Annotated in this window: 25 protein-coding genes and 1 tRNA gene; 25 read left to right on the top strand and 1 reads right to left on the bottom strand. The window is 72.2% G+C overall.

What is annotated here, in order from left to right; translation table 11 throughout:
- Window positions 1–41 precede the first annotated feature (41 nt).
- The 5 genes from pstB (at window position 42) to VMN58_12630 (ending at window position 4,452) form a co-directional block, all read left to right on the top strand.
- Window positions 42–899, top strand: a complete 858-nt coding sequence (gene pstB, locus VMN58_12650; GenBank protein ID HUF34046.1) for a phosphate ABC transporter ATP-binding protein PstB — start codon at window positions 42–44, stop codon at window positions 897–899.
- A gap of 75 nt (window positions 900–974) precedes the next feature.
- Window positions 975–1,661 carry a phosphate signaling complex protein PhoU gene (gene phoU / locus VMN58_12645; GenBank protein HUF34045.1) on the top strand — a complete coding sequence of 229 codons (687 nt, stop codon included), beginning with the start codon at window positions 975–977 and terminating at the stop codon, window positions 1,659–1,661.
- A gap of 5 nt (window positions 1,662–1,666) precedes the next feature.
- Complete coding sequence (locus VMN58_12640) at window positions 1,667–2,935, top strand: ATP-binding protein (GenBank protein ID HUF34044.1); 1,269 nt, start codon at window positions 1,667–1,669, stop codon at window positions 2,933–2,935.
- 26 nt (window positions 2,936–2,961) lie between these two features.
- Window positions 2,962–3,660 (top strand): response regulator transcription factor, encoded by a 699-nt coding sequence (locus VMN58_12635; GenBank protein HUF34043.1) that lies wholly within the window; start codon window positions 2,962–2,964, stop codon window positions 3,658–3,660.
- Between the two features lie 156 nt (window positions 3,661–3,816).
- Window positions 3,817–4,452, top strand: a complete 636-nt coding sequence (locus VMN58_12630; protein HUF34042.1) for a hypothetical protein — start codon at window positions 3,817–3,819, stop codon at window positions 4,450–4,452.
- 144 nt (window positions 4,453–4,596) lie between these two features.
- On the opposite strand, the gene VMN58_12625 is transcribed toward VMN58_12630, so the two are convergent.
- Entirely contained in the window at window positions 4,597–5,016 is a 420-nt protein-coding gene (locus VMN58_12625; GenBank protein HUF34041.1) for a hypothetical protein, read from the bottom strand.
- Between the two features lie 85 nt (window positions 5,017–5,101).
- On the opposite strand from VMN58_12625, the gene VMN58_12620 reads away from it, so the two are divergent.
- The 20 genes from VMN58_12620 to VMN58_12525 all read left to right on the top strand — a co-directional run.
- Entirely contained in the window at window positions 5,102–6,433 is a 1,332-nt protein-coding gene (locus VMN58_12620) for an MFS transporter (GenBank protein HUF34040.1), read from the top strand.
- 52 nt (window positions 6,434–6,485) lie between these two features.
- Window positions 6,486–7,553, top strand: coding sequence for a hypothetical protein (locus VMN58_12615; protein HUF34039.1), 1,068 nt, complete (start codon window positions 6,486–6,488; stop codon window positions 7,551–7,553).
- 76 nt (window positions 7,554–7,629) lie between these two features.
- Window positions 7,630–7,705 (top strand) — tRNA-Thr (locus VMN58_12610).
- 72 nt (window positions 7,706–7,777) lie between these two features.
- Window positions 7,778–8,359 carry a sigma-70 family RNA polymerase sigma factor gene (locus VMN58_12605; protein HUF34038.1) on the top strand — a complete coding sequence of 194 codons (582 nt, stop codon included), beginning with the start codon at window positions 7,778–7,780 and terminating at the stop codon, window positions 8,357–8,359.
- A gap of 133 nt (window positions 8,360–8,492) precedes the next feature.
- On the top strand, window positions 8,493–8,735 hold the full coding sequence (gene rsrA / locus VMN58_12600) for a mycothiol system anti-sigma-R factor (protein ID HUF34037.1): 243 nt from the start codon (window positions 8,493–8,495) through the stop codon (window positions 8,733–8,735).
- A gap of 54 nt (window positions 8,736–8,789) precedes the next feature.
- A complete protein-coding gene (locus VMN58_12595; GenBank protein HUF34036.1) occupies window positions 8,790–8,936 on the top strand; it encodes a hypothetical protein in 147 nt (48 codons plus the stop codon).
- A gap of 43 nt (window positions 8,937–8,979) precedes the next feature.
- Entirely contained in the window at window positions 8,980–10,059 is a 1,080-nt protein-coding gene (locus VMN58_12590) for a zinc-dependent metalloprotease (GenBank protein ID HUF34035.1), read from the top strand.
- A 7-nt stretch (window positions 10,060–10,066) separates the two neighbouring features.
- Window positions 10,067–10,807, top strand: a complete 741-nt coding sequence (locus VMN58_12585; GenBank protein ID HUF34034.1) for a hypothetical protein — start codon at window positions 10,067–10,069, stop codon at window positions 10,805–10,807.
- Entirely contained in the window at window positions 10,804–11,712 is a 909-nt protein-coding gene (gene tilS, locus VMN58_12580; protein ID HUF34033.1) for a tRNA lysidine(34) synthetase TilS, read from the top strand. The genes VMN58_12585 and tilS overlap by 4 nt, the downstream gene beginning before the upstream one ends.
- 11 nt (window positions 11,713–11,723) lie before the next feature.
- Window positions 11,724–12,275, top strand: coding sequence for a hypoxanthine phosphoribosyltransferase (gene hpt, locus VMN58_12575; protein ID HUF34032.1), 552 nt, complete (start codon window positions 11,724–11,726; stop codon window positions 12,273–12,275).
- A 90-nt stretch (window positions 12,276–12,365) separates the two neighbouring features.
- Window positions 12,366–14,348, top strand: coding sequence for an ATP-dependent zinc metalloprotease FtsH (ftsH, locus tag VMN58_12570; protein ID HUF34031.1), 1,983 nt, complete (start codon window positions 12,366–12,368; stop codon window positions 14,346–14,348).
- A complete protein-coding gene (folE, locus tag VMN58_12565) occupies window positions 14,345–14,995 on the top strand; it encodes a GTP cyclohydrolase I FolE (protein ID HUF34030.1) in 651 nt (216 codons plus the stop codon). The genes ftsH and folE overlap by 4 nt, the downstream gene beginning before the upstream one ends.
- Before the next feature lie 35 nt (window positions 14,996–15,030).
- Window positions 15,031–15,786: a dihydropteroate synthase gene (gene folP / locus VMN58_12560; GenBank protein ID HUF34029.1), complete on the top strand. Its 756-nt coding sequence runs from the start codon at window positions 15,031–15,033 to the stop codon at window positions 15,784–15,786.
- Between the two features lie 40 nt (window positions 15,787–15,826).
- Window positions 15,827–16,336 carry a hypothetical protein gene (locus VMN58_12555; GenBank protein HUF34028.1) on the top strand — a complete coding sequence of 170 codons (510 nt, stop codon included), beginning with the start codon at window positions 15,827–15,829 and terminating at the stop codon, window positions 16,334–16,336.
- The gene (folB, locus tag VMN58_12550; protein ID HUF34027.1) at window positions 16,329–16,694 is read left to right on the top strand and encodes a dihydroneopterin aldolase; all 366 of its coding nucleotides are present in this window, start codon (window positions 16,329–16,331) and stop codon (window positions 16,692–16,694) included. The genes VMN58_12555 and folB overlap by 8 nt, the downstream gene beginning before the upstream one ends.
- Window positions 16,691–17,146 (top strand): 2-amino-4-hydroxy-6-hydroxymethyldihydropteridine diphosphokinase, encoded by a 456-nt coding sequence (gene folK, locus VMN58_12545; GenBank protein ID HUF34026.1) that lies wholly within the window; start codon window positions 16,691–16,693, stop codon window positions 17,144–17,146. Before folB ends, folK begins: the two co-directional genes overlap by 4 nt.
- A gap of 48 nt (window positions 17,147–17,194) precedes the next feature.
- Complete coding sequence (locus VMN58_12540; GenBank protein ID HUF34025.1) at window positions 17,195–17,410, top strand: ribbon-helix-helix domain-containing protein; 216 nt, start codon at window positions 17,195–17,197, stop codon at window positions 17,408–17,410.
- Window positions 17,410–17,757 (top strand): type II toxin-antitoxin system PemK/MazF family toxin, encoded by a 348-nt coding sequence (locus tag VMN58_12535; protein HUF34024.1) that lies wholly within the window; start codon window positions 17,410–17,412, stop codon window positions 17,755–17,757. The genes VMN58_12540 and VMN58_12535 overlap by 1 nt, the downstream gene beginning before the upstream one ends.
- A gap of 54 nt (window positions 17,758–17,811) precedes the next feature.
- Window positions 17,812–19,296: a DUF222 domain-containing protein gene (locus VMN58_12530; GenBank protein ID HUF34023.1), complete on the top strand. Its 1,485-nt coding sequence runs from the start codon at window positions 17,812–17,814 to the stop codon at window positions 19,294–19,296.
- A 256-nt stretch (window positions 19,297–19,552) separates the two neighbouring features.
- Window positions 19,553–20,209, top strand: a 657-nt coding sequence (locus tag VMN58_12525; GenBank protein ID HUF34022.1) for a phosphotransferase, incomplete at its 3' end; no start/stop codon positions are given.

Below are 20,209 nucleotides of genomic sequence, written 5' to 3'. Positions count from 1 at the left end.
AGACCGTGAACGACGAGACGACCCCCGAATCGAGTCGAACGATGCAACCAGACGCGACCAGCACCCCTTCGGTGTCACTGCGGGCCGACATCGGCCACCAGGCCGATCACGGAGCGCGTGGCGAGGTCACCTTCGCCCTCGACGGGGTCTCGGTCCGCTACGGCGGTGCCCTGGCGGTCGAGGACGTCTCGATGGAGATCTACCACAAGGACATCACCGCGCTCATCGGGCCGTCGGGCTGTGGGAAGAGCACCCTCCTGCGATGCCTCAACCGCATGAACGACCTCATCCCGAGTGCTCGCGTCAGCGGCAGCCTCCTCTACCACGGAGAGGACATCTACGGCCCCAAGGTCGACCCCGTCCAGGTCCGGAAGCTGATCGGCATGGTCTTCCAGAAGCCCAACCCGTTCCCGAAGTCCATCTACGACAACATCGCCTTCGGTCCCCGCACCACCGGGATGAAGGGGGACATGGACGAGATCGTCGAGCGAGCCTTGCGCGACGCAGCTCTCTGGGACGAGGTCAAGGATCGCCTGAAGGACAACGCCTACGGCATGTCCGGTGGCCAGCAGCAACGCCTCTGCATCGCCCGCTGCATCGCCGTCGAGCCCGACGTCATCCTCATGGACGAGCCCTGCTCCGCGCTCGACCCGATCTCGACCGCTCGCATCGAAGACCTCATGCAGGAGCTCAAGGAGCGTTACTCGATCGTGATCGTGACCCACAACATGCAGCAGGCGGCTCGGGTGGCCGACCGCACGGCCTTCTTCACGGTGCTCGCCGACGAGTCGACCAACGCCCGCACCGGGGTGCTCGTCGAGTACGACCGGACCGAGACGATCTTCTCCAACCCCGGGGACGTCCGCACCGAGAACTACGTCACCGGGCGGTTCGGGTGACTCCGTGGGTGTGGCACCGCTCGCACGCTGCGGCTGTGACGCTGTGACCGGGACGACGACTACGAGGAGGGCGAGATGACCGACACCCGCAAGAGCTTCCACCACGACCTCGACCTCATCCGCGACGACATCGTCCGGATGGGGGGGATGGTCTCCGAGTCGCTGAGCAGTGCCACCCAGGCTCTGCTCGACGGCGACCTGGCGACCGCCGAGGCCATCATCAACGGCGACGACGAGCTCGACGTCCTCGCCCTCGACGTCGAGGAGCGCTGCTACCAGCTCCTCGCCCTCCAGCAGCCCATGGCCTCGGATCTTCGCTCGCTGATGACCGCCATCCGGATGGTCGCCGAGATCGAGCGGTCGGGCGACCTCGTCGTCAACATCATGAAGGCGTCGCGACGGATGTACGGCACGGAGCTCGATCCCTCGGTCCGGGGCCTGCTCGAGCAGATGAGCGAAGGCGTCCATCGGCTGTTTCGGCTCTCGATCGATGCCTACGTCGACCGCGACGCCGCCCTCGCTGCCGCCCTCGACGACATGGACGACACCGTCGACGACCTTCACGTCGACTACATCGCCTCGATCTTCGAGACCCACGAGACGGGTGCCAGCGCCCTGCAGCTCTCGGTCCAGCTGGCGCTGGTGGGGCGCTTCTACGAGCGCATCGCCGACCACGCCGTGAACATCGGCGAGCGTGTCCGGTACATGGTGACGGGGCAGCTGCCGGAGCACACCGACGACGCACCCCTCGAGGAGAGCTGACGGCGGTGGGCGGGCCGAGCGGGGGAGGGGCGCTGGCGTTCGGCGTGGCCGCCCTGGTGATCGCCGTGCTGGTGGTGGTGGCCACGGGTGTCTCCCGGCGGTCGCTGCGCCGTCGCGTCGACTCGGTGGCGCTGCGGCTCGGCGGGCCGTCGGTCGAGGAGGGCGGGCGCGGGATCGAGAGGTCGCTCGGCCGACTCGAGCGCGCCGCCGACGTCGCCACCGAGACGGCCGACGCGGCCCGGACCGCCGCCGCCCGCCTCACCAGGGTCCTCGAGTCGATCCCCCAGGGCGTGGTGGTGTGGGATGAGGTGGGTCGTGAGGTGCACCGCAACGAGGCAGCACGGGCCTATGTCAGCGCCCGGCACGCCGACTCGTTGGTCGAGCAGGAGATCGAGGACGTGTTGCAGGACGCCCTGGCGGGCGACCCGCAGCGGCGCAACCTCGATCTGTTCGGCCCGCCCCGCCGGATGCTCGTGATCTCGGCGGTCGCCCTCGACGACGGCATCCGGGCGATCGGGGCCGTGGCCGTGATCGACGACGTGTCGGAGCGGCGCCGCCTCGAGGCGGTGCGGCGTGACTTCGTGGCCAACATCAGCCACGAGCTCAAGACCCCGGTGGGGGCTCTCGGCCTCCTCGCCGAGACCATTGCCTCCGAGGACGACGCCGCGGTCAGCCGGCGCCTGGCGGAGCGGATGACCGACGAGGCCTTCCGGGTGGCCCGCACCATCGACGACCTCCTCGACCTCAGCCGCATCGAGGCGGAGGAAGCCCCGCTGCGTGAGCCGGTGTCGGCGGGCCTCGTGGTGGCCGATGCCGTGGAGCGCACCCGCCCGCTGGCGGAGTCCCGGGCCATCACCATCGACGACAGCGGGGTGGAGCCCTCGCACACGCTGCGCGGCGACCGGCGCCAGCTGGCGTCGGCGGTGGGCAACCTCCTCGAGAACGCCTGCAAGTACAGCGACAAGGGCGCCTCGGTCGAGGTCGTCTCCCGGTCCTGGGGCACCTGGGTCGAGATCGAGGTGCGAGACCACGGGATCGGGATCCCCTCCCGCGACCTCGAGCGGGTCTTCGAGCGCTTCTACCGGGTCGACCGGGCCCGCAGCCGCGAGACCGGCGGCACCGGGCTGGGCCTGGCGATCGTCCGCCACGTGGCCAGCAACCACCGCGGCGAGGTGCGGCTCACGTCGCGCGAAGGGGAGGGGTCCACCTTCACCCTCCGCTTGCCGGCGAGCACGGGGCCGGTCGTGGTGACGTCGGTGGAGGACCGGCCCTGACCGCCGCGCCGGGCGAACCGCCGATCGTGCTGCTCGTGGAGGACGAGGAGTCCTTCATCGACGCCCTCGTGGTCGGCCTGCAGCGCGAGGGCTTCGACGTGCGGGTCGCCCGTGATGGGGTGGAGGCCCTCGAGCTCTTCGACCTGGTGGAGCCCGACCTCGTGCTCCTCGACCTGATGCTGCCGAGGATGTCGGGCATCGACGTCTGCCGCCAGCTCCGCACCCGCTCGACGGTGCCCATCATCATGGTCACGGCCAAGTCGTCGGAGATCGACACCGTCGTCGGCCTGGAGGTGGGCGCCGACGACTACGTCACGAAGCCCTACCGGCTGCGAGAGCTCGTCGCCCGCATCCGAGCCAACCTCCGGCGGGCACCCGAGGGCCGTCCTCCCGAGGGGGTGCTCGACGACGGGGGCGAGGTGCTCGAGGTCGGCGACGTCCGCCTCGACGCCGGGCGCCACGAGGTGGTCATCCGCGACCAGCAGGTGGCGCTACCCCTCAAGGAGTTCGAGCTGCTGGAGCTGCTCCTGGCCAACGCCGGCCGAGTGCTGACCAGGGACACGCTCATCAGCGAGGTCTGGGGCGCCGACTACGTGGGCGACACCAAGACCCTCGACGTGCACGTCAAGCGGCTCCGGGCCAAGGTGGAGGCGGACCCCGCGAGCCCGACCCGGATCGTGACCATTCGCGGCCTCGGCTACAAGTACGAGCGGCCAAAGGGCTGAGGCGAGCCCGAAAAACGCCACGTTCGTCCTCGACAAGGCCCGCGAGGGAGGCGCACACTCGTCTCTAGGAGGCGAAGGGCAGAGCGGGGCGATCGACGCCTCCGCGCCGGCATCTCGCCGACGTCGAGGACCCCGCCGCGAACAAGGGGGATGTCGATGTACTTCTACACGCGCATGGGCCGGGTCCGGCCGGGCCGAATGGCCGACGCGACCGGTTGGGCGGTGGACCTCACCGGGCGGGTCAACCAGGTCACCGGTCTGCGAGTCGGCCTGTGGACCACCATGTTCTCACCGGGCGTGGGGACGATGGCGTGGTCCACCTTCGTGCCCGACCTGATGACCCTGGACGAGGCGAACGGCAAGCTCATGGCCGACCAGGCCTTCCTGGCCGAGGTCGAACGTGGCGGCGAGATCTTCACCGAGGCCGGCATGGACGACAGCGTCGCCCAGCTGGTGCACACGGCCGGAGAGCCGGTGACCGACCCCCGCTACGCGTCGATCGTGCTGAGCGGCATGGCCGCGGGTGGCTTCGGCAAGGGCATCGAGGTGGGCATCGAGATCGCCGAGCGGGCGACGCGACTCAGCGGGATCTCCACCTCGTTCCTGGTGGCTGCGACCGGTCCGTACGCGGGCTGCGCGTGGATCGCCGCATCGGAGACGCTCGACGCGCTCGACAGCGGCGAGCGCGCCGTGAACTCGAACCCGGACTTCATCGCCTACCTCGACGAGGCGGCCGCCGATGTCTACCGGCCCGAGATCAGCACCCAGACCCTCTGGAGCCGCATCACCTGAGGGTCCCGCGCTCGGCGGCTCGAGCCGCCGTCTGGTCGAGGTCAGCGCCGAGGCGGTGGCCCAGCCCCGCCGGGCGCGGCAGGGCCCTCCTGACCGACCCAGGGGGGCGAGCCGGTCAAGAGGGCCCTGGGCCGCGCCGTCTGGTCAGCGGCGCAGCGACAGCGACCGGCGACCGCGACGGGCCGAGGCGGGCAGCAGGTCGTCGTCGCCCCGGCACCAGCGGGAAGGGGCGGCGGATGCCTCGGCGGTGTGGTCGGTGGCCTCGGAGGCGGGCGCGAGGTCGGCGTAGGCCTCGGTCGCCTCGGCGCTCACCAGCCACTCGTCGGGGATGGCGTGGTCGGCGGTCTCGGGCTCGGGCTCGAGGGCGTGGCGCTCGGCAGCGGGCGCCCCCTCGGGCGGACCGGGGACCCACTCGGCAAAGGCCTCGTCGAGCGCCTCTTCCTCCGCCCACGTCGGCAGGGTTGCCTCGGCAGCGCTGTTGGGGGCGGGCGGCGTGGCGTCGTGCTCGGCACCAGAGGTGTCCGAGCGGTAGACGTCACCGAGGAGGCGAGAGAGATCTGACATGCTCGTTTCATCGGCGGTGTGCCCGCTCTCCTTGAGCACTGATCGCGGCGCGTCCGAGTTCGGTTGAGGGGGGTACGGTCGTCGGGTGGACGCGTTCGACCTGAGCCCCGGTCGCCGCCGGCGGCCGAGCGGGCCCCCGCCCCCCGAGGGGTGGCGCCCGCTCGCCCCCTCCCCGACGCCGGGGGCCACCGCCACCGCGCCCTTCGCCCGCCTCGCCCGCGCCCACGCCTTCTCGTCGGCGGGCGACACGCTCATCGCCATGGCCCTGGCAGGGTCGCTGTTCTTCTCGATCTCGCCCGACGCCGCCCGCACCCGGGTGGCGCTGTACCTGGTGCTCACCATGGCGCCGTTCGCGGTGGTGGCGCCGCTCATCGGGCCCTGGATCGACCGCAAGGAGGGCGGTCGACGGTCGATGGTCGTGCTGTCGGCTGCCATCCGGGCCGTCCTCTGCCTGGTGATGGCCGACTCGCTCGACAGCCTCCTGCTCTTCCCCCTCGCCTTCGCCGTCCTCGTGCTGGGGAAGGGCTACCAGGTGGCCAGGGTCTCGCTGGTCCCCGGCCTCGTCCGCGACGAGTCCGAGCTGGTGGAGGCCAACTCGAAGCTCACGCTCATCAGCGGGATCGTCGGCTTCATCGCCGCGATCCCCGGCGTGGTGCTCCTCCAGCTGGGCTCGCCGTGGGTGCTGCTGCTCGCCGCGCTGGTCTTCTGCGCCGGCACGGTGGCGGCCACGCGCATCCCGCCCACGGCCGTCGCCCCCGAGGTCGCCGGGCCCGAGGAGCGGGCCGAGCTGCGCAGCGCCGGCATCCTCCTCGCCGCCAGCGCCATGGCGGTGCTCCGGGGTGTGGTCGGCTTCCTTGCGTTCTTCGCTGCCTTCTACCTACGGGGTGACGACGCGCCGGCGTGGTGGTTCGGCGTGGTCCTCGGGGCCAGCGCCGTCGGTGCGCTGCTGGGAGCCAGCGTGGCCCCCTTCGTCCGGCGTCACATCCGCGAGGAGCGCATCCTGCTGTCGATGCTCGCCCTGGTGTCGTTCGGTGCCCTGCTCGCCCTCAACACCAGCGGCCGGGAGTCGGTGGCGCTCCTTGCCGGCCTGGTGGGCGTGGCCGCCAGCGCCGGGAAGCTGAGCTTCGACTCCATCGTCCAGCGCGACGCTCCCGACGCCAACCAGGGCCGGTCCTTCGCCCGCTTCGAGACCCGCTTCCAGCTGGTGTGGGTCGCCGGCGCCTTCCTGCCGGTCGTGATCCCCCTCCCTCTCGGGGTCGGGTACACGGGGATGGCCGTCACCACCGCGGTCGCCGCCTTCCTCTACGCCACCGGTCGCAAGCTGAGCGCCCCGGCGCGGGTCCGGGCGTCGGTTGCCTCCGGCACCGCCGAGGCCAGGCGCCGCTGGCGGGAGCGGCTCCCGCACCTCCACCGGTGAGGGTGCTCGTGCTCGGCGAGGCGTGCCCGGCGCCGAGCGCCACAATGGGGCCATGAGCCTCGTGGACGCCACCGGCGACGCCTTCGCCGGTGTCGCCGGCCAGGAGGCGATGGTGGCCCACCTGCGCGCTGCCGCCGCCGCACCGGTGCACGCCTACCTCCTCGTCGGCCCTGCCGGCGCCGGGTCCCGGGCCGGCGCGGTGGCCTTCAGCGCCGCCCTCCTGTGCCCGGAGGGTGGGTGCGGCGACTGCCGTGACTGCCGCCTCGCCCTCGCCGGTGAGCACCCCGACGCACTCACCTTCGCGCCCACGCGCGCCTTCCTCCGGAAGGAGGACGCCGAGGAGATCATCCGCCTCGCCATGCGCAGCCCGGTCGAGGGCAGGCGCAAGGTCCTGGTCCTCACCGAGCTCCACCGGGTCCAGGTGGTGGCCCCGATGCTCCTCAAGACGATCGAGGAGCCGCCGGCCAGCACCGTGTTCGTGATCCTCGCCGACCACATCCCGCCCGAGCTGGTCACGATCGCGTCCCGATGCGCCCGGATCGACGTTCCTCCGCTCGACGACGCCGTGGTGGCGCGCCAGCTCGCCGCCGAGGGCGTCGACGGCGAGGTGGCGGCCCTGGTGGCGACCGCCGCCGGTGGTGACCTCGACCGAGGCCGCCTGCTCGTGGGGGACGAGGGCCTGGCCGCCCGGCGGGAGGCGTGGGCGAGGGTGCCGGAGCGGCTCGACGGCACGGGTGCCGCGGTGCACGTGGTGGCGGCCGAGCTCCTCGCCGCCGTCGAGGAGGCGGCCGAGCCCCTGCGCCGAGCCCAGGCCGAGGAGGCGGCCCTGCTCGACGAGCGCCTCGTCGCCTCCGGCGAGCGCGGCTCCGGTCGCAAGCAGCTCGAGGACGAGCACAAGCAGCAGGTCCGACGCCACCGGGCCGCCGAGCTGCGCTTCGGGCTGCGTGCCGTCGCCGGGCGCTACCGCGACGCCCTGGCGGCCGGGACCGCGCCCGAGGGGTCGGTGGCGGGGGTCGATGCCGTCCACGAGGCAGCCGCCGCCCTCGGCCGCAACGTCAACGAGCCGCTGTTGCTCCAAGCCCTGCTCCTGCGCCTGCCGCCGCTGCGCGGCCGGGGATAGCCGGGCCGGAGCCTGCCGGCGAGGCCGCTACCATGGCGCCCCGCGGGGCCCACGCGCCTCCGCTCGGTGCACGCCCGCCCGGGTAGCTCAGATGGCAGAGCGACGCTCTCGTAAAGCGTAGGTCACGGGTTCGATTCCCGTCTCGGGCTCCACGCCACGCCACCACACCTCCCGTCGCCCCAGGTGGCCTCCCGGGGTGGCCCGCCGGTAGAAAGGGTCTGCCCATGGCCGATCAAGCGCGCTTCACCGACCTCGCCATGGAGCACATGCCGTCGCTCTACACGGCGGCGCTGCGGATGACGCGGCGGCCCGCCGATGCCGAGGATCTCGTCCAGGAGACCTACCTCAAGGCCTACCGGGGCTTCGGGGGCTTCACCGAGGGGACGAACCTGCGGGCCTGGCTCTACCGGATCCTCACCAACACCTACATCAACCGGTACCGGGCGCAGCAGCGCCGGCCCGACGAGTCCGACCTCGGCGAGCTGGAGGACCTGTACCTCTACCGTCGCCTCGGCGGCCTCGAGCAGGCCCGGGCCAGCCGCAGCGCCGAGGACGAGCTGATGGACCTCTTCGGCGAGGCCGAGGTCAAAGACGCCCTCGAAGCGCTGCCCGAGCAGTTCCGCATCGCCGTGCTCCTCGCCGACGTCGAGGGCTTCGCCTACAAGGAGATCGCGGAGATCCTCGACATCCCGATCGGCACGGTGATGAGCCGCCTGCACCGCGGCCGCAAGGCCCTCCAGCGGGCCCTGTACGACTTCGCGTCCTCGCGCGGCCTCACCGAGCGCGGCGAGCCCTCCGGGTCCTGATCGTGGACCCGCCCGTCCTCCGCTCCGCCACACCGGGAAGAACTCGGCGACCGCGCCGGTTGTACCGTCTCGGACGCAGTCCGACGGCCGGCGCCACCGACCGCCGACGACACCGACCCGGGTGGAACCCCACGTGACCGAGCCTGATTGCAGCGAGGCGCTTCGCGAGCTCTACGTCTTCCTCGACGGCGAGCTCACCGTCGAGCGCCGGGCGACCATCCGCCGCCACCTCGACGACTGCCACGACTGCCTCGAGGTCTTCGACTTCGAGGCCGAGCTCAAGATGGTCATCGCCCGCAAGTGCGTCGACACCCCGCCGGACCACCTCCTGGAGCGCATCGCCCGGGCGCTCGGCCAGCCCGACCCGGGCACCTGACGCCGGTCCGCCCGCGGTGTGGGGACCACCCTCGGTCAGGCGTACGATGGAGCCATGGACCTCTCCGCTGCGACCCTGGCCTCCCAGGTCTGGCACTACTGGATCGCCGTCCCCCTCACTGCGGGGGCCGTGCTGGCGGTGGTCGCCACCGCCATCGGCTACCTGAAGAAGGTCAAGTCGGCGCAGTACCCACGCCAGTAGCGGCGATGCGGCCGACGGCGGAAGCGACGAGATGAGGGATGCGGTGGCCTGGGGGCTCGCCGAGAAGGTGGCGGTGCGCGTCTCCGGACGTGAGCCCTTCGCCGCCTCGTACCACCACGACTCCCTCGCCGGCGACTTCGAGGAGCTCACCGCCGAGGCCGAGACCCTCGTGTCGGAGGCCACGGGACTCGTCTCGCTCGCCGGTCCCGCCCGGGCCCGGGTCACCGACCGCGTCGGTTGGGTGCGCGCCAACGTGGCGTCGTTCCAGCGACTGCTCCGACCCCTGACCGAGAAGCTCGGCGAGACGGTGGGTGCCAACCCCGTGGCGGGCGCCGTCACCCGCAACGTCGCCGGCGCCGAGCTCGGGGCCCTGCTCGGCTGGATGTCGACCCGGGTGCTCGGCCAGTACGACCTGCTGATCGTCGAGGAGGAGTCACCCGAGGACCAGGACCTCGTCTACTACGTGGGGCCGAACATCTTGGCCCTCGAGAAGCGCTTCGCCTTCCCGCCGCGCGAGTTCCGGCTCTGGCTGGCCCTCCACGAGGTCACCCACCGGCTGCAGTTCACCGGCATCCCCTGGTTGCGGCCCCACTTCCTCTCGCTGGTCGAGGGCAGCATCGGCGACGTCTCCGTCGACCCCAAGCGCTTCCTCGACGTCATCCGCCGCGCGGCCGACGAGGTCCTCGCCGGGCGGAACCCGCTCGACGAGGGCGGCATCGTGGCGCTGGTGGCCACCCCCGAGCAGCAGCTGGTCATGTCCCGGATCGGGGGCATGATGAGCCTCCTCGAGGGCCACGGCGACGTCACCATGGACCGGGCCGGCGCCGACCGGATCCCCTCGGCCGAGCGCTTCGGTCGAGTCCTCCGCCAGCGGCGCGCGCAGCGTTCGGGCCCGGCACGGGTCCTCCAGAAGCTCATCGGCCTCGAGGCCAAGCTCAACCAGTACGAGCAGGGGGAGCGTTTCATCGAGGCGGTCGAGGCCGCCGGGGGCACCGGGCTGCTCGACCGGGCATGGACGGGTCCCGAGTGGCTCCCGTCGATGGACGAGATCCGCGCCCCGGCGATGTGGATCGAGCGGGTCGAGGCCCTCGCGGGCGCCGACGCCGGGACATCCACGAGCTGAGCGGGCCATGGCGACGGTCCTGATCGTCGACGGGGTCGGTGGCCGCCGCGCTCGCCTCGCCGCGGCGCTGGCAGCCGAGGGGCACGCGGTCGAGGCGGTGCCGAGCGCCTTGGCCGGCCCCGAGCGCCTCGCCGGCGACGCCGTCAACGTGGTGCTCCTCGCCCTCTCGCTCCCCGGCGGGGCCGCCTGGCGGTTCCTGGCCGCCCTCAAGGGACCACTGCCGTCGCCCGGCAGCGACGTGCCCGTGCTGGTGTTGGGCGACGACGACGCCGAGCAGCGGATCCGCAGCGGGATCGAGGGTGCCGTCGAGTACCTCGGGCCCCCGCACCGCGACGGCGACGTGGTCGTCGCCGTCCAGCGAACCCTCGAGGGCGGGCCCGAGCTCGAGCAGCGCCGTGCCGCCCAGCGCCGGGCCCTGGCCGAGCTCGCCCACCAGGAGGGCGGCGGCGGCCCCCGTGAGGAGGCCGTCGTGCCCCGCCTCACCCGCTTCGAGCACCGGAACCGGACCCCGGGCCCCCTGCCCGCCCTCATGACGGCCAGGGAGCGCCTCGGCACCCTCACCGACGCCCAGCGCGCCCTGGTCGAGGAGCTGGCCGCGAGATCGGCAAGCGAGGCTGCCGTCCACCTGGGGGTCAGCCGCTCCAACGTCTACGCCAGCCTGCGTCGCATCGTCCGCAAGCTGGAGGTCGGCTCGGTCGACCACCTGCGGACGCTGATCCGCGACCACGGCCTGCTCGGGGAGCCGTGACGGCTGCGCGCCCGGCGGTCACCGACGAGCTGCTGGCGCGCTGCGCCTTCCCCCCACCCGGCACCGCCGCCACCGTGGCCGCGTCGGGCGGGGCCGACTCGCTCGCCCTCCTGCTCCTCGCGGTGGCCGCCGGCCTCGACGTGACCGCGGTGCACGTCGATCACGGCCTGCGCCCGGGCTCCGATCTCGAGGCCGGGGTCGTCGCTGCGGCAGCCGGGTCGCTCGGCGTCCCGTGGTCATCGGTCCGGGTCGAGGTCGGCGCCGGCCCGAACCTCGAGGCTCGTGCCCGCAAGGCCCGCCGGGCGGTGCTGCCGGCCGACGCCATGACCGGTCACACGCTCGACGACCGGGCGGAGACCGTGGTGCTCAACCTCCTCCGGGGTTCGGGGCTCGACGGGCTCGGCGGCATCCGGCCGGGACCCACCAAGCCCATCCTCGCCCTGCGACGCGCCGAGACCACCGCCCTGTGTGAGGCAGCGGGCCTGGTGGTGGTCGACGACCCGAGCAACCGCGACCCCGCCTTCCGGCGCAACCGGGTCCGCCACGAGCTGCTGCCCCTCGCCAACGACGTGGCCGAGCGCGACCTGGCACCTGTCCTCGCCCGCACCGCCGACCTGCTGGCCGACGATGCCGCCGCGCTCGACGCCCTCGCTCTGGCCCTCGATCCCACCGACGCCCGAGCACTGGCGGCGGCGCCGGTGGCCGTCGCCCGTCGCGCCGTCCGGGGCTGGCTGGTCTCGGCGGCGCCGCCGCACCCGCCCGACGCCGCCACCGTCGCCCGGGTGCTGGCGGTCGCCGGTGGCGAGGCCCGGGCCACCGAGGTGGGCGCCGGTCGACGGGTGGCCCGAACCGCGGGACGCCTCCGCCTCGAGCCACCGGACGGTGGCGCCGGCCGTGCACCGTAGAGTCGAGCGCCATGGGCGACGACCAGGGGGCCAGCGATCTGGGTGAGGTGGTCGTCGCCGCCGACCAGCTGCAGGCCCGGGTGGCCGAGCTCGGCGCCCAGATCACCGAGGACTACGCCGGCCGGCCCCCGCTGCTCGTCGGCGTCCTCAAGGGGGCCATCATGTTCATGGCCGACCTGTCCCGGGCGATCGACCTGCCCGTCGAGCTCGACTTCATGGCGGTCTCCTCCTACGGCAGCACCACCCGCACGAGCGGGGTGGTGCGCATCGTGAAGGACCTCGACATCGACCTCGCTGGTCGCCACGTGCTGCTGGTCGAGGACATCGTCGACAGCGGGCTCACCCTCGCCTACCTACGCCGCAACCTCATGGTCCGCAGCCCCGCCAGCCTCGAGGTGTGCGCCCTGCTCGTGCGCGCCGGCCACGCCCTCGACGAGGCCGACCTCCGCTACGTCGGCTTCGAGATCCCGCCCGACTTCGTCGTCGGCTACGGCCTCGACGTGGCCGAGCGGCACCGGAACCTTCCCTTCGTCTGCCGCTACGCGGGCGATCCTCGGGCCTGACCCGGGCCTGACCCGGGCCGCCGAGGGGGAGCCTCGGGGGATCGGTAGCCTGGCGCCCACCAACCCATCGCTCACCCGGGGTCTCGCATCGTGCACAAGGTCGTTCGCAGTGTCGCCTTCTGGGTGGTCCTCGCCCTCGTGGTGGTGGTCGGCGCCGCCCAGGTCCTGACAGGCGGCGGCGACGAGCGCCAGGAGCTGCGCTACGACGAGTTCCGCGACCGGGTGGTCGCCGGCGAGGTCGCCGACGCCGCGGTCGACATCGGCGACCGGACGTCGACGATCACCGGGGAGCTCGTCAACGGCACCACGTACGAGACGACCTTCGCCACCGAGTCGAGTGACCGGGTCACCTCCCTGCTCGACGAGGCCGACCTGCCCTACACCGTCGACACCGAAGAGGGCTCGTTCCTGGTCAGCATGCTCATCTCCCTGCTGCCGTTCGTGCTGATCCTCGGCATCTTCTTGTTCTTCATCAACTCGATGCAGGGCGGTGGCAACAAGGTCATGCAGTTCGGCAAGTCGAAGGCCAAGCCGGTCGCCAAGGACCAGCCCAAGGTCACCTTCGCCGACGTCGCCGGCTCCGACGAGGCCGTCGAGGAGCTCCAGGAGATCAAGGAGTTCCTCGAGTCGCCCGCCAAGTTCCAGGCCATCGGGGCCAAGATCCCCAAGGGCGTTCTGCTGTTCGGTCCTCCCGGCACGGGCAAGACCCTGCTGGCCCGGGCCGTCGCCGGCGAGGCCGGCGTCCCGTTCTTCTCGATCTCGGGGTCCGACTTCGTGGAGATGTTCGTCGGCGTCGGTGCCAGCCGCGTGCGTGACCTCTTCGAGCAGGCCAAGGCCGCCAGCCCGGCGATCATCTTCGTCGACGAGATCGACGCCGTCGGCCGTCACCGCGGCGCGGGCATGGGCGGCGGCCACGACGAGCGCGAGCAGACCCTCAACCAGCTGCTCGTCGAGATGGACGGCTTCGACGTGAAGTCGGGCGTCATCCTCATCGCCGCCACCAACCGGCCCGACATCCTCGACCCGGCGCTCCTGCGACCCGGCCGCTTCGACCGCCAGATCGTGGTCGACCGCCCCGACATGGAGGGCCGCCGGGCCATCCTCAACGTCCACGGCAAGGGCAAGCCCCTCGGGTCCGACATCGACATCAAGGTCCTCGCCCGTCGCACCCCGGGCTTCACGGGGGCCGACCTGGCCAACCTCATGAACGAGGCGGCGCTGCTCACCGCCCGCCGGGGCGACCGCAGCATCGACATGTCCGCCATGGAGGAGGCCATCGACCGGGTGATGGCCGGGCCCGAGCGCAAGAGCCGGGTCATGTCCGACAAGGAGAAGCGGGTCATCGCCTACCACGAGGGGGGCCACGCCCTCGTCGGCCACGTGCTGCCGGGCACCGACCCGATCCACAAGGTCTCCATCGTCGCCCGCGGCCGGGCCCTCGGCTGGACCCTTGCCCTTCCCACCGAGGACAAGCACATGCAGACCCGCTCCGAGCTGCGCGACGAGCTGGCCATGCTCCTCGGCGGACGCACCGCCGAGGAGCTGGTCTTCGGCGACCCCACCACCGGCGCCCAGAACGACATCGAGCGGGCCACCCAGATCGCCCGGTCGATGGTCACCGAGTTCGGCATGGCCGACGACCTCGGTCCGCAGCAGCTCGGCCAGAAGGCCGGCGAGCCGTTCCTCGGCCGCGACATGGGCCACGAGCGCAACTACTCCGACGAGGTGGCGGCCAAGGTCGACTCCGAGGTCCGCCGGCTCATCGACAACGCCCACACCGAGGCCGAGGAGATCCTCTGCCAGCACCGCGCCACGCTCGACCGCCTCGCCGACGCCCTCATCGAGCACGAGACGCTCGACACCGCCGAGCTGATGGAGATCTTCGGCGAGCTGCCGGAGTGGTCTGGCGTCGACGCGGCGCCCGCCAAGCGCCGCGCCCCGGCGCGGCCTCGCGCCGCCAAGGGTGCGGTGGCGGCGGCGGCGACGGCGGCCGACGACGCGCCCGCACCCAAGGGCCGGCCCAAGGCGCCGGCACGGCGACGCCGGCCGAGCGCGGGGCCGGCGCCCGCATGACCGCTGCGGACGACCGCACGGTCGTGGCGCGGAGCCAGTCCGACCTCGAGGGCAACGGCGAGCTGCCGCCAGCCATGGTCGACAAGCCCCGCATCGAACGGGCGGTGCGCGAGATCCTCGAGGCCATCGGGGAGGACCCCGACCGCGACGGCCTGGTCAACACGCCCGCGCGCGTCGCCCGCCTGTACGAGGAGGTGTGCGCCGGCCTGCACGAGTCGGCCGACCACCACCTGGCGGTGACCTTCGAGGCCGACCACGACGAGATGGTCATGGTCCGCGACATCCCCGTCTACTCCCTCTGTGAACACCACCTGATCCCGTTCTTCGGCCAGGCCCACGTGGCGTACATCCCGGGCCGCGACGGGCGCATCACCGGGCTCTCCAAGCTGGCCCGCCTGGTCGACGCCTACGCCAAGCGGCCCCAGGTGCAGGAGAAGCTCACCACCCAGATCGCCGACGAGATCGAACGCACCCTGCAGCCGCGGGGCGTGCTGGTGGTGATCGAGGCCGAGCACCTGTGCATGTCGATGCGCGGCGTGCGCAAGCCGGGCTCCTCGACGGTGACCTCGGCGGTGCGGGGGCTGTTCCGCGACAATGCGGCCACGCGCAGCGAGGCGATGGACTTCATCCACCGCTCCCACCGTTGAGCGCATCGGCGCCCCCGGGAGGTCGGCCTCTGGTCATGGGAGTGCTGAACGTCACGCCCGACTCGTTCTCCGACGGTGGTCGCTACGTCGACCCCGAGGCGGCGGTCGCCCACGGCTTGGCGATGGTCGCCGAGGGCGCCGACGTGGTCGACGTCGGTGGTGAGTCGACCCGGCCCGGGGCCGAGCCCGTCACGCCCGGCGAGGAGCGCCGGCGGGTTGAGCCGGTGGTCGCCGCCCTGGCGCCCCACGTGCGGGTGTCGGTCGACACCCGCCGCGCCGAGGTCGCCGTCGCCGCCATCGGTGCCGGGGCCACCTTGGTCAACGACGTGTCGGCGTCGCTCTGGCGGGTGGCAGCCGAGGCGCAGGTCGGCTGGGTGGCCATGCACATGCAGGGTGAGCCCCGGACCATGCAGGACGACCCCCGCTACGACGACGTGGTGTCCGAGGTCCGCGACCACCTGGTGGCGCGGGCCGAAGAGGCGCTCGCCGGCGGGGTCGGCGAGGTCTGGGTCGACCCGGGGATCGGGTTCGGCAAGACCGGGACCCACAACCTGGAGCTGCTTCGCCGCCTCGACGAGCTGGTCGCCGCCGGCCACCCCGTGGTGGTGGGCGCCAGCCGGAAGCGGTTCCTCGGCGACCTCACCGGCGGCGCCCCGGTCGACGACCGCCTCGAGGCGTCGGTGGCCGTGGCGGTGTGGTCCATGGCGCACGGGGTCGCCATGGTGCGGGTGCACGACGTGGCGGCCACCGTGGCCGGTGCCCGCCTGCTCGGCGACGAGGTGGCGGTGTGAGCGTGACCGGTCGACCCGCGATCGGCGCGAGGATGGTGCGGTGAAGGGAAAGTGGGCGCAGGGCATCGTCCCCCGGAACTTCGCCTGGGTCCTCAAGGATCGACTCGCGGTCAGCGAGCGGCTCGGCGGCTACGGCGAGAGCCACCGCCGCGTCCGGCGCCAGGAGGAGATCATCTGGGCCCAGCAGCAGGGGTTCACCTGCATCGTGAGCCTGCTGGCTTCGCCCCACAACCTCCACGCGTACGAGGAGGCGGGGATGCCCGCCGTCCACATCCCCTTCACCGCCGGCGAGGAATCCGCCGAGCTGCTGACCAGCCTCTACGGCGAGCTGCACACCAGGCTCGGGGCCGGGGAGCAGCTCCTGGTCCACCAGGAGGAGGTCAGCGACACCCTCCAGGGCGCAGTGGCCGGGTACCTGGTGCACGCCGGCATGGTGCCGGAGCCGCCCCGGGCGATCGCCATGCTCGAGCACCTGGTGCACCGCCAGATGGGCCCCACCGGCCGCCGTCTCGTGACCATCGCCGCCCGACTCACCCCCGCCGGTGGCTGACGACCGCATCGAGCTGCGGGGGCTTCGCCTCCTCGGCATCTGCGGTGTCCTGCCCGAGGAGCAGGACCGGGCCCAGCCCCTCGAGGTCGACCTCGACGTCCTGGCCGACCTCACGGCCGCCGGCCGCTCCGACGACCTGGCAGACACCATCGACTACGGGGCGGTGTGCACCCGTGTGGAGCTCACGGTCACGGGGAGCCGGGTGGCGCTCCTCGAGCACCTCGCCGAGCGCATCGCCGAGGTCGTCCTCGCCCTCGACCCCCGCATCAGCGGGGTGACCGTGGGCATCCGCAAGCTGCGGCCCCCGGTACCCCAGGACCTGGCCACGTCGGGGGTCTGCATCACCCGTCACCGGTGAGAGCGTTCCTCTCCCTCGGGTCGAACCTGGGCGACCGCGCCGCCTTCCTGCGGCAGGCGGTGGCCGCCATGCCCGACGTCGTGGCGGTCTCGCCCGTCTACGAGACGGGCCCGGTCGGGGGGACGGAGCAGGGCCGCTACCTCAACGCCGTGGTCGAGCTCGACACCGAGCTGGAGCCGCGGGCGCTCCTCGAGCTGTGCGCCCGGCTGGAGGCCGACGCGAAGCGGGTGCGCCTCGAGCGGTGGGGTCCCCGGACCCTCGATGTCGACGTCCTACTGGTGGGCGACCTCACCGTCGACGAGCCCGACCTCGAGGTGCCCCACCCCCGCATGTGGGACCGTCGCTTCGTCCTCGCCCCCCTCGCCGACCTCGCCCCCGAGCTGGTGCCCGCAGCGGTGCTGGCGCGCAGCGAGGGAGAGGTCGAGCAGGTCGAGGGCCTCACGCTCCGCTAACCGACCGGGTTCTTCCTACTTGATTCCTACTCCTGGTAGCATGCTGGTATGAAGCTGAGCGTGAGCCTTCCCGACGAGGACGTCGACTTCCTGGATCGCTACGCGTCGAACCAGGGGATCGGTTCACGCTCCGCCGCCGTGAGGAGGGCCGTCCGGCTGCTCCGCGCCTCGGAGCTCGGACCCGCCTACGAGGACGCGTGGGCCGACTGGGCCGACGGCTCCGACGAGGTGTGGGAGCCGTCCGTCGGCGACGGGCTCGCCTGATGCGCCGAGGCGAGATCCGGCTCGTCGATCTCGACCCATCCCGAGGCGCGGAGGCAAACAAGCGCCGACCAGCCGTCATCGTGAGCAACGACGGTGCGAACACGACGGCCGAGCGCCTGGGCCGAGGTGTGATCACCGTCGTCCCGGTCACCTCCAACGTGACCCGCGCTCATCCGTTCCAGGTGATCTTGGATGCCGCCAGCACCGGCCTCGACCGGGACTCGAAGGCCCAAGCGGAACAGGTCCGGTCGGTCGCCGTCGAGCGCATCGGTCCCCGTCTCGGCGATCTCACCGGCGAGCTCGTGGCAGCACTCGACGAAGCGTTGCGCCTCCACCTCGCCCTCTGAGGTTGGGGCTGTCGGCCCGGGTTCGGTGTCACATGCCGTTCGTAGGATCGGGTCATGGGTGAACAGGTGTGCGATGTGGTGGTGGTCGAGGGCGTGGTTGGCGACGAGGTGGGGCGGTTGCCGTTGGAGCGGTTGGAGGCGGAGATCACGTCGTTGGCAGGCCAGCTGGCGGCGGCGGAGTGCCGGTGGTTGTTGTTGGTGGCGGAGATGGATCGTCGGCGGGGGTGGGAGTCGTGGGAGTGCCGGTCGTGCGCGCAGTGGTTGTCGTGGCGGTGCGGGCTGAGCTTGCGTGCGGCACACGAGCGGGTGCGGGTGGCCAGGGCGCTTGGTGGTTTGCCGGTGGTGACGGAGGCGTTCTCGTCGGGGCAGCTGTCGTATTCGAAGGTGCGGGCGGTGACCCGGTTCGCCACTGAGGCGACGGAGTCCGAGGTGGTGGAGATGGCCACCCATGCCACTGCGGCTCATCTCGACACGATTGCGGCGGCGCATGCCCGGGCGGGTGATGTGGGGGCGGCGGAGCGTCGGGAAGCGCAGCGGTACGTGCGGTGGCACACCGATGACGACGGCACCTTCGTGTTGTCGGCTCGTCTGCCGCCGGAGGCGGGTGCGTTGGTGCGTCAGGCGGTCGAGGCGGCGGTGGAGCTGTTGCGCGCCGATGAGCGGCGAGCCGAGCGGGAGGCCGCCGCGGCTGATGGCGATGACGGGCCCGAGTGCCCCGCGGGGCACTCCCCGGACACCGATTGCCCGGAGACTGCGCTGGCCGTTGAGGGTTCGGAGTGCCCCGCGGGGCACTCCCCGGACGTCGACGACCAGGGCGGATCTGTGGTGGAGGGCGTCGTGAACCCGGATGATCCGGTCGGGGCTCGGCGGGCTGATGCGTTGGGGGCGATCATGGCGGCGGCGTTGGCGGGTGAGCCGTTGGAGCGCTTGGTGGTGCACCGCCACCAGGTGGTGGTCCACGCCGATCTCGGCCTGGACCAGGGCGATGGGGTCGGGTTGTCCGGTCACCTCCAGGACGGGCCCGGCCTGTCGGCTGAGACCATCCGGCGCCTGGCGTGTGACTCGACCATCGTCACGATGGTCACCGAGGACGGCGAGCCGGTCGGCACCACCCAGACCTCCAGTGTCCCGGCGGCCACCCGGCGGGCGGTGGTGAACCGGGATCACCGGCGGTGCCGGTGGCCGGGCTGCACCAGCCGCCACGTCGATGTGCACCACATCACGTATCAGTCCAACGGCGGCAGCCATGCCGTGAGCAACCTGTTGTTGTTGTGCCGTCACCACCACCGGGCCGTCCACGAGGGCGGCTACCGCATCACCGGCACTGCCACCGCTGCGGTGTTTCTCCGTCCCGACGGCACCTTCGTGCCGAGCTGCCACGGCGGGGTCACGCCTGGCACCGGTGATCTCGCCGAGGCCAACCAGCGGCTCGGCATCGACATCGGCCCCGACACCATCGAGACCCGCTGGGACGGCGAACCCCTCGACCTCCACCACACCATCTGGGCGCTCCTCACCCACGAACCCCGGGCCGCCTGAACCCGAGTGCCCCGCGGGGCACTCTGAGACCGTGCGAGCACTCGCCGGTCCGCCAGGGGAAACCCCCCAGCAGGGGCCGAACTGCCGTCCGGAAGTCCTTGGCGGATCTCGGCGGGGTGCGTCTACCGTGGGCGCGCCCGCCGAAACGTGTGAGGAAGGAGGTGCCCGCAGATGGATCGTCACATCCCTGGAGCACCTCGTCGCGGGTCGAGCTGACCAAGCGCTGAATGCGTGCTCCGCATCCCTTGGAGCACGCATGACATCAGTAGGACCTTGGCCGCAAGAAGCTGCCACCGACATCGCGACCGCCACCGAGTGGGTCGAGCAGGTGGTCGGGGCCCCCGCCCGCTTCAGCCGACTCCTCCGTGAGAAGCTCTGGGGCTTCACCGCCCTGTTCACCACCGACGAGGACGCCGTGGTCCTCAAGGTCGCTTCGCCACCGCTGTTCCCGGCGGCGCACCTCGCACACGCCGCTGCGCATCGAGCCGCGCCCCACGCGGTCCCTGAGCTTCTGGCCTGGTCGGACCGCGGCGACCAGCACTGGTCGCTCTTCCGCAACATCGACGGCCTCCCGGCGCGCGTCGTGGGAGCGGATGCAGTGTTCGCCGTGGTCGACATCGTCTCTTCCATCCAGGTCCATCTCGCCCACGACCTACCGATCGGCCTTCCGTCGCTGCCGGCCGGCGCGGTAGCGAGCCTCCTCACGGACCTCGACGATCAACCCCGCGAGCTTGTCGCCGCGCTCGACGGAGAACGGGAACAGCTGTCGACCTGGGGTCACGAGCTGGATTCCCTCGTCCCGCTCTCGCTCGACCATGTCGATCTCCATCTCGACAACGTCCTGGTCGCAGCCGACCAACGCTTCGTCGTCCTCGACTGGGAGGAGGCAATCGCCAGCTGCCCGCTCTTCAGC

This window comes from Acidimicrobiales bacterium (assembly GCA_035512495.1).
In the GTDB taxonomy this organism is placed as follows: domain Bacteria; phylum Actinomycetota; class Acidimicrobiia; order Acidimicrobiales; family CADCSY01; genus DATKDW01.
Note: the sequence above shows the minus strand (reverse complement) of the source record. Positions and strands in the feature narration are given on the sequence as shown.

Bases quoted from the DNA above. Each gene is read 5' to 3' on its own strand.
- pstB (HUF34046.1), top strand. From the start codon at position 42: ATGCAACCAGACGCGACCAGCACCCCTTCGGTGTCACTGCGGGCCGAC.
- phoU (HUF34045.1), top strand. From the start codon at position 975: ATGACCGACACCCGCAAGAGCTTCCACCACGACCTCGACCTCATCCGC.
- VMN58_12630 (HUF34042.1), top strand. From the start codon at position 3,817: ATGTACTTCTACACGCGCATGGGCCGGGTCCGGCCGGGCCGAATGGCC.
- VMN58_12625 (HUF34041.1), bottom strand. From the start codon at position 5,016: ATGTCAGATCTCTCTCGCCTCCTCGGTGACGTCTACCGCTCGGACACC.
- VMN58_12615 (HUF34039.1), top strand. From the start codon at position 6,486: ATGAGCCTCGTGGACGCCACCGGCGACGCCTTCGCCGGTGTCGCCGGC.
- VMN58_12605 (HUF34038.1), top strand. From the start codon at position 7,778: ATGGCCGATCAAGCGCGCTTCACCGACCTCGCCATGGAGCACATGCCG.
- VMN58_12595 (HUF34036.1), top strand. From the start codon at position 8,790: ATGGACCTCTCCGCTGCGACCCTGGCCTCCCAGGTCTGGCACTACTGG.
- VMN58_12585 (HUF34034.1), top strand. From the start codon at position 10,067: ATGGCGACGGTCCTGATCGTCGACGGGGTCGGTGGCCGCCGCGCTCGC.
- hpt (HUF34032.1), top strand. From the start codon at position 11,724: ATGGGCGACGACCAGGGGGCCAGCGATCTGGGTGAGGTGGTCGTCGCC.
- folE (HUF34030.1), top strand. From the start codon at position 14,345: ATGACCGCTGCGGACGACCGCACGGTCGTGGCGCGGAGCCAGTCCGAC.
- folP (HUF34029.1), top strand. From the start codon at position 15,031: ATGGGAGTGCTGAACGTCACGCCCGACTCGTTCTCCGACGGTGGTCGC.
- VMN58_12540 (HUF34025.1), top strand. From the start codon at position 17,195: ATGAAGCTGAGCGTGAGCCTTCCCGACGAGGACGTCGACTTCCTGGAT.
- VMN58_12535 (HUF34024.1), top strand. From the start codon at position 17,410: ATGCGCCGAGGCGAGATCCGGCTCGTCGATCTCGACCCATCCCGAGGC.
- VMN58_12530 (HUF34023.1), top strand. From the start codon at position 17,812: ATGGGTGAACAGGTGTGCGATGTGGTGGTGGTCGAGGGCGTGGTTGGC.